General features: G+C 37.5%; 9 protein-coding genes. 3 read left to right on the top strand and 6 right to left on the bottom strand.

Features of this window, described 5'->3' with window-relative positions:
• Positions 1-131 precede the first annotated feature (131 nt).
• Entirely contained in the window at positions 132-494 is a 363-nt protein-coding gene (locus PHT93_RS11470; protein ID WP_300243021.1) for a NifB/NifX family molybdenum-iron cluster-binding protein, read from the top strand.
• Between the two features lie 298 nt (positions 495-792).
• Here the strand turns inward: PHT93_RS11470 and PHT93_RS11465 are convergent, their stop codons facing one another.
• Positions 793-3186, bottom strand: coding sequence for an outer membrane beta-barrel family protein (locus PHT93_RS11465; protein ID WP_300243019.1), 2394 nt, complete (start codon positions 3184-3186; stop codon positions 793-795).
• Between the two features lie 160 nt (positions 3187-3346).
• Here PHT93_RS11465 and PHT93_RS11460 point away from each other — a divergent pair, with 160 nt between their 5' ends.
• Positions 3347-7591 (top strand): two-component regulator propeller domain-containing protein, encoded by a 4245-nt coding sequence (locus tag PHT93_RS11460; RefSeq protein WP_300243017.1) that lies wholly within the window; start codon positions 3347-3349, stop codon positions 7589-7591.
• Between the two features lie 24 nt (positions 7592-7615).
• Here the strand turns inward: PHT93_RS11460 and PHT93_RS11455 are convergent, their stop codons facing one another.
• The 4 genes from PHT93_RS11455 to PHT93_RS11440 are packed head-to-tail and all read right to left on the bottom strand — an operon-like array spanning position 7616 to position 9908.
• Positions 7616-8125: a nuclear transport factor 2 family protein gene (locus PHT93_RS11455; protein ID WP_300243015.1), complete on the bottom strand. Its 510-nt coding sequence runs from the start codon at positions 8123-8125 to the stop codon at positions 7616-7618.
• Positions 8126-8137: 12 nt separating this feature from the next.
• On the bottom strand, positions 8138-8281 hold the full coding sequence (locus PHT93_RS11450) for an SDR family oxidoreductase (protein WP_300243014.1): 144 nt from the start codon (positions 8279-8281) through the stop codon (positions 8138-8140).
• 28 nt (positions 8282-8309) lie between these two features.
• Complete coding sequence (locus PHT93_RS11445; protein ID WP_300243013.1) at positions 8310-8897, bottom strand: SDR family NAD(P)-dependent oxidoreductase; 588 nt, start codon at positions 8895-8897, stop codon at positions 8310-8312.
• A 30-nt stretch (positions 8898-8927) separates the two neighbouring features.
• On the bottom strand, positions 8928-9908 hold the full coding sequence (locus tag PHT93_RS11440; RefSeq protein ID WP_300243011.1) for an NAD-dependent epimerase/dehydratase family protein: 981 nt from the start codon (positions 9906-9908) through the stop codon (positions 8928-8930).
• A 167-nt stretch (positions 9909-10075) separates the two neighbouring features.
• Between PHT93_RS11440 and PHT93_RS11435 the strand changes: the two genes are divergently transcribed.
• Positions 10076-10327, top strand: a complete 252-nt coding sequence (locus PHT93_RS11435; protein ID WP_300243009.1) for a hypothetical protein — start codon at positions 10076-10078, stop codon at positions 10325-10327.
• 46 nt (positions 10328-10373) lie between these two features.
• Here the strand turns inward: PHT93_RS11435 and PHT93_RS11430 are convergent, their stop codons facing one another.
• Positions 10374-11675: an NAD(P)/FAD-dependent oxidoreductase gene (locus tag PHT93_RS11430; protein WP_300243007.1), complete on the bottom strand. Its 1302-nt coding sequence runs from the start codon at positions 11673-11675 to the stop codon at positions 10374-10376.
• Positions 11676-11680 lie beyond the last annotated feature (5 nt).

The raw sequence follows: 11680 nt of genomic DNA, 5'->3' as shown, positions 1-11680 counted from the left end.
TGTTTATTGCTGACAGGTTGCTCCCCAGCAGAGCCTGTTTCCTCTTAACGCCCTGGTATAAAGATAGAATATGAAAGTTAATTAATAACAATAATCCAGGAGTTGCTTGGATTTTAAATGGAAAATAACGTATGAAAATAGCAGTGCCAACAAAAGAAAGCAAAGTAGATGACCATTTCGGTCATTGTGAAAGTTACACAATCTACACGATCGAAGATAACTCCATAAAAGGAACCGAATCATTACCTTCTCCACAAGGATGTGGCTGTAAAAGCAACATTGCTTCCGTACTCCAGGAAAAAGGCATTACGGTTATGTTAGCAGGCAGTATGGGTAATGGTGCACTCAACGTACTTAGCAATCACGGCATAAAAGTTTACAGAGGATGTTCAGGAGGCACAAAAGAATTAGTTCTCGACTTCCTTTCAGGAAAGATCAATGATTCTGGAGAAGCCTGTTCCGCTCACGAAGACGGACATGTTTGTAACCATTAATACCGTGTTTTTTGTAAGCTTATTTCAGGCAAAATTATAGACATAGTATTTGAAAAAAAAATATAAAGGATATTTTTGGAAATATAAAGGATATTTTTGGAAAAATATCCTTTATTTTTTCAAGGCATTTTATTCCTTGATTTTCAACACCAAAAAAAACAGGCCTTTTTCAGGTAATCAGACCTTGTTTTTATCCTTAAAAAAAGAAAAAAAATACGGACGGAGTCTTCACAGATTCCGTCCGCCCAATTTTCAGAATGCGGTTGCCTTAGCGGCAACTCTATTTATTCATGTTAACCTAATGATTCGTTCCCTCAAACAGATCGTGTGATCCTCTTGAATCACCGCCTGAGAATTTAAACTGATTGAAAGTATAGCTGACCGAAAGCGTTATTAAAGGATAATCCGGTCGTATCCGTGTGTAAGACTTCAATGTAGGTGTGGTGATATTGCTTACATAACGCGCGGTGTTGAATATATCCCTGAACGCTAATGTAGCAGTCAGTTTCCTCTTCAATAATTGTTGGCGTATTGCCAGGTTTATATACCAGAAAGAATCTGTTCTACCTTGTGTTGTCACAGATGGCCCCACAAAATTTCCATCAAACTGAATACGCGTAGTCTTTCCGGCATCAAAGGTGTTATACCAACCTATTTCGTAATTAGTACTTGTTTCATCTTGTCCGCCGGTCTTATATTCATTTTCTACTTTATAAGCATAAAGACTTCCGTTCACTTGGGTATTCCACCATTTTAATGCCTGAAGAGAGGAAGTCAATTCTATTCCGGCAGAATAATCATGACCGACATTCGCCATAGAATCCAACGTAACTCCTGCAGTGTAAGGAACACGAAGACGTTCTATCTTATCTTTTCTGTTACGATAAAAAGCTGTGGCTGAAACTGATTTTTGTTCGTCACTCCACGCGTAATTTAATTCAAATGAATGGATATATTCGGGACGGATATCGGGATTTCCGATTTCAGCAGTGTAATAATCCCGATAGGTAATATACGGTTCCATATAATAAAGTTGTGGGCGATTAGTTCTTCTGCTGTACGAAAGCAATATTTTTTGGTTTTGAGGTAAGTTCAGTCCGAGATGAGCAGAGGGGAAAAGTTCAAACCTTTTCTGCAAACGGTTTGCCCATTCTTTGGAGCTTTCAAGAACCTGACGGGTATGCTCTCCTCTTACGCCGACTTGAAATTCTAATGCACGATAGCTCTCACCAAGAATCGCATAGACTGAATTAATTTCTTGTTGGAAAAAGAACGTATTATAAATATCATCTCTCCAATAAAAATCTTGTATTTCGGGATTCCAGTATTTCATTTTATAATCTCCATCCTCGATATAGGAGTAATACTGATAACCGGCCTTGAGTCGCCCCGTTTCGCTATATGGAAATTCATAGTCCAGATTTCCACGTACATTCCAACGATCTTCGGCTTCCCATGCACGATGTCCCTGTTCACGTTCGTTGTTCAGATTGTAAAGATTACTTTCAAAATATTCTAATGCATCATCTCCATATTTCAGAAAGAAACGTCCGTTAATAAAATGTCCCTGATCATTAAACTGATGTTTTATACTGACATTCCCCTGATAGAAGGTTTCGTGTATATCAAAATCATCACGACTATAAAGTTCTGCATTAGTAAATATTTTGCCGGATTCTGATTGCGTTTCGGAATAATCCAGATCGCCCTTACGTTTCAATCCACCGTAACCGCCTTCCAAATCCAGCGAATACGTAGTGCGAGCCGTAGAATAATTCCACCCTCCTTTTAACCAATACATATACCAGGTACTCTCTCTTGGTCCTTTTGAAAAAGAAACAGTCGTTGTATCATTCACCACCGTCGTTTTCTCCTGTTCAAAATGACTTTTACGGCGATGATTTACTGCTCCTCCTCCAAAATACCATCGGGAAGTTTTATTCTGTTTTGTAATCAGGAAATCAATACTTTTACTTTTCAATTTGCTCCCACTGATATTGATAAATCCACTCAGGCCACTGTCAAATTTCTTTTTTGTTATCACATTAATAATACCAATATCTCCCTGTGTATCATATTGAGCTGAAGGCGTAGTAATAATCTCAATATTCTCGATCTGTCCTGCCGGGATTTGTTCTAAAGCTTGAGATCCGGAAAAAACACTTGGTTTTCCATTAATATACACCGTAAAACCACTACTGCCTCGAAAAGTTACTTCGCCTTCAGCGTTCACACGAATGGACGGCGTATTCTCTAATATATCTATCGCACTTCCTCCCGCAGAGAGCAAACTTGAAGAAGCCTCTACCACTCTTTTATCTAATTTATAAATTACCTGTTTTTTATTGGCTACCACTTCAACTTCTGCCAACCCTACTTCTAAGGTTCGCATAGATATTACGTTCAAATCTTTTACAGTATTGCCCACGACAATCCGACTATTAAAGTAGGGATCGTAACCTAAAGAACGAATCTGCAGTTGATATTCACCTTCTGACAATCCCGTAATAATGAAAAAACCATTTTTTCCAGTCATTGCTTCTTTTATTGGTTTCTCATTTTTGTTTATGATAACGTGAGCATATTCTATCGGTTTCTTTGTTGTCTCATCAATGACAACTCCTTTAATACCTTGCCCCATTACCAAGAAAGAAGATGTAAGAAAGAAAAGAATAAGATTAAGTATTTTCATTACACTGCGATTAATTACGTTAGTCTTGCAAATGTAGAACGTGATAGAAAGTTCGGGCAGGACAGATGTTTCAAAAAACAGGACAAATAGCTCAAACTATTGATTAATATCATCATATCCGATCTCTATTCAGTATATTTGAAAAGAAATACAATTCTAAATGAGAAACTTTTATCTTATTTGCTTTTTGTTCCTTGTCTTTTCTTCCAAAAGCGAAAACAGAATTTTCAACCGTCTCAGCACAGAGTCGGGACTTTCTTCTGTTCGTATTACTTCCATTTTACAGGATAAGAAAGGATATATATGGTTCGGAACCCCAGAAGGATTGAATCGTTTTGATGGATTCGACTTCACTACATTCTATTCTGATCCTGAGAACAAAAACAGCATCCAGAAAAACACCATCGAACAACTTCATATTGATTTAAGAGGTAATATCTGGATATTCTTTTTTAGTGGAGATTTTAGTTTTTATGATCCCGAGACAGAAATCTTTGTCAATTTCGGTCGTAAGGAACTTATTCAGCAACACCGTATATATGGAAAAACAACTTGTTTTGCAGCAATTAATGAAAATATTATCTGGATTGGTACGGAGAACGGACTTCTATCTTATGATTATAGATCAGGCACATTAGAAAGAATAAATAACTATTCCGTTTTAATTAATAATATATCGGTAGCAAAAGACAATAGCATCTGGATTTCTACTTTATCCGGTTTTACACAATACAACTCAATAAAAAACATTTTCATAGATCATACCGTACAGACGAAAGATAGTTGTATTACAACCGGAGCTACAACAGTTTTAAAAGACAGAAATGGATATGTGTGGGTGGGAACAAGTAAATATGGAGCTTTTAAAAGCACAGAGGCAAATCCATCGCAACCTATCTTTCAGGCGATCGGTAAAAAGGAGACCTATGTTTATCAATTTATGGAAACGTGGAACGGAAATATCTGGATCGGCCATAATCAGGGGGCATCTCTTATTCAATCCCCCAATGAAGAGGAACCTTGTATTGAACATTTTTTTGATCAACCGACAGATCTTGCGCCATCCGGAGAATGCCTGATAAAGAGTATTCATGAAGACAGATACGGAACGGTATGGTTTATCGACAACAGAGTCAATCAGGGGCAGTTTTTTTATTCTCCGCAAACACGAAAAACAGGACAAATACAGCATATTCCTGAAAATCCCTATTCAATTGCAAGTAATCAGATAAACTGTCTGTACATTGACCGGTTTAATAACCTATGGATTGGGCATGATAATTATGGCATTAGTTTTTGCAACCTGAATAAACCTCTCTTTAACTACAGATTCGGTTATCTGAAGCAGACAACCGACCTCTCGTCAAATCATATTTTATCTGTTTATGAAGACAGCAATCAGGATCTTTGGGTGGCAACCATAAAAGGATTGGATAAGATTGATTATCATTCGGGAAAAATAGAAAACAGATATACTTTCTCTCCTTTTTCGTCCTCTTCATCTTTATCTGGTAAAATTATCAGTTCTATTGCAGAAGATGTGGATAGCAAGTTGTGGATTACTTATTTAGATGCAAATCCGGATCAAATAGATCTCAAGACGTTAAGCATCTCTTCTTTTGATATCCGAAGGAAAAACGAGTTAGCTTTAAAATGTATTGTCGATAAGAAAGAAAATATTTGGCTTGTAACCAAGACTTTAGGATTGATAGAATACAATCTTAAAAATCAGAAAACTAATTATTATTCCTCCTCCGTCTCTTACGCAGAACAAAATGAAGTGATTTACGGCAAACTTTATTCTATTTGTGCAGATCGTGAAAATCATATCTGGATTGGAAACGAAGGAGAAGGACTCAAACAATTCGATATGTCTGAGAAATCATTTATTAACTTCAGGCATACAGAAAATGATCCAGTAAGTTTAGTTTCTGATTATGTAAAGGTTTTGTTCTGCGATCATCGGGGTAGTGTGTGGATCGGAACAAATGCGGGATTAGACAAGTATAATAGATCAGCCAATGATTTTCAACATTTTACGGTACAGGATGGTTTAGCCGGAAATATTATCCAGAGCATTCAGGAGGCTACTCCCGGCATCCTTTTTATAGGAACGAATAAAGGTTTATCCCGCCTGAATACGCAAACGGGCGAAATAGTAAATTACTCAACAGATAATAAGCTTCTTACAAATGAATTTACAGCGGGACTCAGCTGCCTCCGAAAATCGGGAGAATTAGTTTTCGGTACTAATAATGGAATACTTAGTTTTGATCCGCAGATTTTACAAAGTGAGCAAACAGATATATCCTTACTTATCTCTACTGTATATATAAATGGAAAACGAATTCATGAGAACACGATTAAGACCGCCTATCAGGATTCCAAAGAGATACGAATTGATTTTCTATCTTTCAACTATGCGGATCCTCTAAAAAACAAGTATCAATATAAATTAAAAGGATATGATTCCGAATGGCGTAACACGGACTCAAGATATCGTTATGCACAATATTCGGCATTGCCAGCAGGGAAGTATGAATTCTTAGTCCGGGTGTCTGAAGTCGGCAATAGCTGGAGCTATCCGGTTCCTTTGTCAATAACAATCCTGCCAGCTTGGTGGCAAAGTTGGTGGTTTATTCTGCTCTGTATTCTTGTGACTATTTTATTGCTCTATATACTATATAAGAGCAGACTTCATATATACAGGGTGAGACAACAGGCACTCGAAAGGAAAGTTGAGGAAAGAACATCGCTTCTTTTAGACGCAAAACAAATAGTAGAAAACAAGAACAAAGAGACTGAGAAACTGTATAATAAGTTAAAGATACTCGATGAGCAGAAAACAAACTTCTTCACAAATATCTCACACGAGCTACGTACACCTCTGACAATAATCAAGGGTATGACTGAAAATCTGGAACAGCAAGGAAACAAAAATCCGGACACCGGAGAATTACAAAAGGCCGTTCATACAATTCAACGCAACACGCAACGTCTGATCCGTCATGTAAACGAACTTTTAGATCTTGCGACGATGGATAAGGGAAACTTCCACCCACATATCACCTATACTAACCTGAAAAAGCTATTGTATGAAATTACCGAAATATTTCAACCGTTAGCAAAAAAATATGCAATTTCATTTGATTCGAATATATCTACTGAAATTGGCAATGCTTTTTTTGATCGGGAAATCATAGAGCAAGCCTTATTTAATATTCTCTCCAATGCATTCAAATATACTCCCGATAATGGAACGATCTCCCTCTCTGCAGAAATTGCAGAACAAACTGAACAGACTATTCGTATAATCGTACAAGATAATGGAATAGGTATTCCATCGGAAGTGCTTCCTCATATTTTCGATCGGTATTATATGAATAAACAGAATTCTTTCCAACGGTTTGAGAGTTCAGGAATAGGGCTTGCTCATACCAAAGAGCGTATAGAAAGTCATTTCGGAATGATATTTTGTGAAAGTGAAGAAGGAAAAGGGACTAAACTAACTATGCTTTTTCCGGTATCAGAAACAAGTTTTCCTACGGAGTGGGTAGAGCTTAAAGACGCAATCTCACAATCAACTATTTTCAGAACAGAGTTAAGGCTCTCGTCCATTACCGAAAGAGAAAATACAACAGAGCTTATATCAAAAGATAAATACACGTTATTGTTTATCGAAGACAATCAGGACTTACTAAATTATCTGGCTAATCAATTTAGGCATGAATATAATGTAATTACAGCAAAAAACGGACTTGAGGGACTTGACAAAGCTTTAGAAGCAATACCGGATGCGATAATTTCAGACATTATGATGCCCGTAGTAGATGGTTTACAGCTCTGCGAAAGGTTAAAAACAGAAGAACGAACGGCTCATATTCCAGTGTTACTATTAACAGCTCGCGCTGAGGAACAACAACAATTGGAAGGATATTATGCCGGTGCGGACGATTATATACTTAAACCATTCAATATTGAAATTGTTAACGTCAAAATAAAATCGCTTATAAAAAGGACAGAAAAACTTCAGACTATCTTCAAAGAATCATTCGATTTACAGAAACCGGAAGAACATATTCCCGAAGTTGAAAAAGCATTTATCTGTAAAGCGACTCAGGTGGTTTTAGAGAACTTACAGAATCCTCAGTTTGGTGTAGAAGAATTTTGTTCGGAAATGGCGATGAGCCGGGCAAACCTTTTCCGAAAACTAAAAGCAGCAACCGAACTATCCGCCTCTACCTTCACGCGGAATATCCGGCTAAAGAAAGCAGCAGAGCTATTGGCACAAAAAAAATACACCGTAAACGAAGCAGCTTCATTAGTCGGATTCGCTGATGCAAACTACTTCGCCCGGTGTTTTAAAAACTTTTATGGGGTAACCCCAAGTAATTATTTGCCTTAAAGAAACACTGTTTGTAGTGCAAATTTATCTTTTACCCTTAATCGTATGCATTGATTTCGTGATAGTCTTATTTTCAGAACTCTGCGCCCATCTTTCTTCAAAAACACGTTTGTAACCTATGTCTTTTATCAACCAGCGTCCATTCTGTTTTACGTAACTTTCTTTATAGAAAGCCGCCCCTTGTACACATAAATCAACATCCTGAGCTATAACATAATCATGCAATGCCCAAATACCTTCAGCAGTTGTCTCGCTTGTCAGGGTTATTTCGGGTGTATGACAATGATGCATTGTGATCTCAGTTTCTACCATATTATTTACAAAGTAATCAATCAGGTCATCCGCACTGTTAAAAGAGAGTTCGCCATCAGCAAGACTGGTTGTTAAGTCATCAGCAAAACAAGAACGTATTTCACTCCATAATTTTGAATCAACACAACGAAGATATTTGGCCTTAAGTTGTTTGATAGCCTCAATATCCATCAATATTTGTAGTTGCTTCTCTAACTCATTTATTTTTCTCTCTATAGTCATACTATTCCAATATTATCTATCAGTAATTGTTAATCCGCCATCTGCCATAATCAGTTCACCATTACAGAACGCAGATTTATCACTACTTAGCCATACTGCTATATTTGCAATATCCTCAGCTGTTCCAAAACGTCCCGAAGTTTGTTTCTTTATCATTTCAGAAATATATTCCTGAGGCGTTTCATCATAGAGCATTGGGGGGGGCAATAACTCCCGGAGCTATCGCATTAGCCCTTATTCCCTGTTTGCCATATTCGACAGCAATACTTTTTGTAAATCCGGCAATTCCATGTTTGGCTGCAACATAAGGGGAATTTCCAAATGCCGCTATTCTGGCCATCATAGAAGCTGTATTAACAATTGCTCCACCGCCATTTTTCAACATTTCCGGAATTTGGTAATGAGCACAATAAAAAATACTGAACAAATTAATCCTCACACATTTTTCCCATGCCTCAATAGGATACTCTACAATGGGAATTGTTTTACTCGCCATGCCGGCATTATTAAAAGCCACGTCTAACTTCCCATATTTTTTTATGGTTTCTTTAACCAAACGTTCTATTTCTTCAGCCTTGGAAACATCTGTTTTAACGAATATAGCTTCTCCACCATTATTTATGATTTCATGAACTACTGCCTCCCCTTTTTCAACAGCAATATCTGCCACTACTACACAAGCTCCTTCCTGAACATACAACTTAGCCGCAGCTTCTCCTATACCGGAACTTCCTCCGGTAACTATCGCTATTTTATCCTTTAATAATTGCATAATTTCTTTTTGTTTAATAGGTTATTCCAATCATTTATCTTGTTCCATACAATCACGGGTTGTATTTCTGATCCAGGTCTCAATACTATCCCTTTTATATCCTAAAACAGGACGAGTTGCATCTAAATCAACGAAAGTATCCCTTGACAGTACCTTTGCCATAGTTACCATATGTATTCCTGCCTCTCTTCCTTGTGAAGCAAAACGATCATCTATTTCTTTCATTTGAGACATGTATTGCTCTTCAGAAAGAATCTTGATTTGCGTATTACTCTGTCCCATTTCGTCAAGCATAATCTGAGTTGCTTCAGCAAATTTCAGATTTGCATCACCGACTAAATAGGCTTTACCATGTTCCCCATTTTCCATAGCACCGACAAGCACTTCTGCAACTTGTTGAACAGTGACCATTGTTGATCCTCCGGCAGGAACTTCAATAACATCTTTCCCTTTTATTTGATAATAAAAATCCATCCAGGATCCGGATGGATGTCCGTTCATTGAGCCTAAGATATAAGGAAAACGAAGAGCAACCACATCCATAGCCCCTTCTCCTTCAAGAAATGCAATCTGTTCCTGTAAAATTCTGGCTAAAGGATAAGCAGATTTCTCAAGCACTAATTCAGGCCACTCTCTCCAAAAATGACAGAAGAAAGAACCGCACAGAATAAATTTTTTCATTCCGGCCTTCCGGGCAAGTCTAACCAAACGTTGCAACGAAAGAGTAACTTCTGTGTAAAAGAAACGATTGGCTGGTTTGTCAACAAAACCATAATCTCCCTTACCTGCAGCAAAAATAAAAGCATGTTTACCGGTTAACATTTTAACGACATCATCATCAGACATGTCATTAATATTGCACAATGTTATCTCCACATTGTTCGGAAGAGATCCTTCCTGAAGAGGAGGTAGAGCCGCTGTTGATACGTTGTACCCTTTTTTCAATAATTCAGAAACAGTATAAGCTCCAATAAAACCTGTTCCCCCCAATACAAAAACTTCATTTTTCATATTATTCATTTTAAGTTATATATTGTTCAAGCAAAATTAATGTGTACGGTTCGTTTATATGTGTGCATAAACGCTTAAGAAACAGTCCAAAAAGAGGAATCTTAAATAAGCATCCGTATCAGACTGTTTTTTTGACTAAGTTTGTACAATAGAAAAATCAAGATTTTATGTTAGAGCCTTCAGAAAAATACAGTAAAAAACGAAGTAGAGTTTTAACAGCAATGGGTATTATTATGCTTGTTTGCTTAGTATTTTTAGGCTTTTTCGCATTTCCGACAGGTATTCTCTTGTGTGGTTTGGTGGGAGTTATTTACGGAATAATAAACAAAGACAAACCTTTTATAAAATGGTCGGCTATAGCGCTGACTATCGGGCTTGTCTTTGTTCTTTATACATTATTTATAGTTGATTCTATGTAATTCTTGTCTGTATTCTCATATAGACAAGTCTTTACAATACTTTTAATTAGGGTTCATCCTGATACATTTTACTCTTCTTTGGGCGAATAAAAAGACGAAGAGACAGGTCATAATTGAAATAATTCCATGCCCAATCAACTAAGACAGAGACACGATTTCTCATACCCACAATCGACATGATATGTACAAAAAGCCAGAGCAACCAGGCAATACGGCCACCAAAATGGAATTTGCCAAGATCAGCAACTGCAGCATTTCTCCCGATTGTCGCTAACGAACCTTTATCTTTATAGTTAAACGGTTCCTGAGTACGGTTTTTCTTTCTGTTATTTAAATTTTTCGCCAATCTTTGCGCCATCTGCAAAGCAACCTGTGCAACCTGAGGATGTCCTTTCGGTGTTTCATCGGTTAGTAGTAAAGCTGCATCTCCAAGTGCGTAAATTGTATCATATCCTTTTACCTTCAGGTATTCATCAATCAGAAGACGATTACGCTGATAAGCTGTTTCCTCAATTCCCGGAATCATTTTAGGTGTTACCCCTGCTACCCAGAATACGTTTCGGGAACGGATTTGTTTACCATCACTCAATTTCACAAAGGGTTTATCATACCCTTCCACATGTATGCCTTGATGCAACGTTACTCCTCTGTGGGTCAATGTCTCCTTAACTTTTTCAGAAGATTTTTCGGACATTGCCGCAAGCAAGCGTGGAGCAGCATCTACTAAATGTATTTGCATCTTTTTAAAATCAAGCTCTGGATAGTCCTTAGGCAAAATACCTTTTTTCATATCAGCTAAAGCTCCGGCTAATTCAACTCCCGTTGCTCCGCCTCCAATAACTACAAAACTAAATAACTCACCGAATTCATCTTTATCTTTTGCGCTAAGTGCTTCTTCCAAACTTAGCAGTAAACGGTTTCTGATCAACAAGGATTCGGACACTGACTTAAGGGCAAAAGTGCTTTCTTTTAAGCTATCATTTCCAAAATAATTTGTATCACAACCGGTTGCTATCACTAAATGATCGTAAGTAAGATAACCGATATTCGTTTCTACCTTTTTTTCTTCGGGGACAATGCGCTTTGCTTCACACATCCTGACATGAAAGTCTTTTTGGTTCTGAAACATTTTCCGTAAGGGATAAGAGATGGAACTGGGTTCCAGGCCGGCCGTAGCTACCTGATAGAATAAGGGTTGGAATTGATAGTAATTATTTTTATCTATCAGCACTACCTGATAGTATTTCTTACTTATTTTCTTGGCCATCTCAAGTCCGGCAAACCCGCCACCTATGATAACCACTCTTTCTTTTGCTCCCGACTCCGGGATATTGGATATTTTCATCATGTTTA

The sequence above is a fragment of the Massilibacteroides sp. genome (genome assembly GCF_028705895.1).
Lineage (GTDB): Bacteria > Bacteroidota > Bacteroidia > Bacteroidales > Tannerellaceae > Massilibacteroides.
This window is presented reverse-complemented; position numbering and strand designations above follow the sequence as displayed.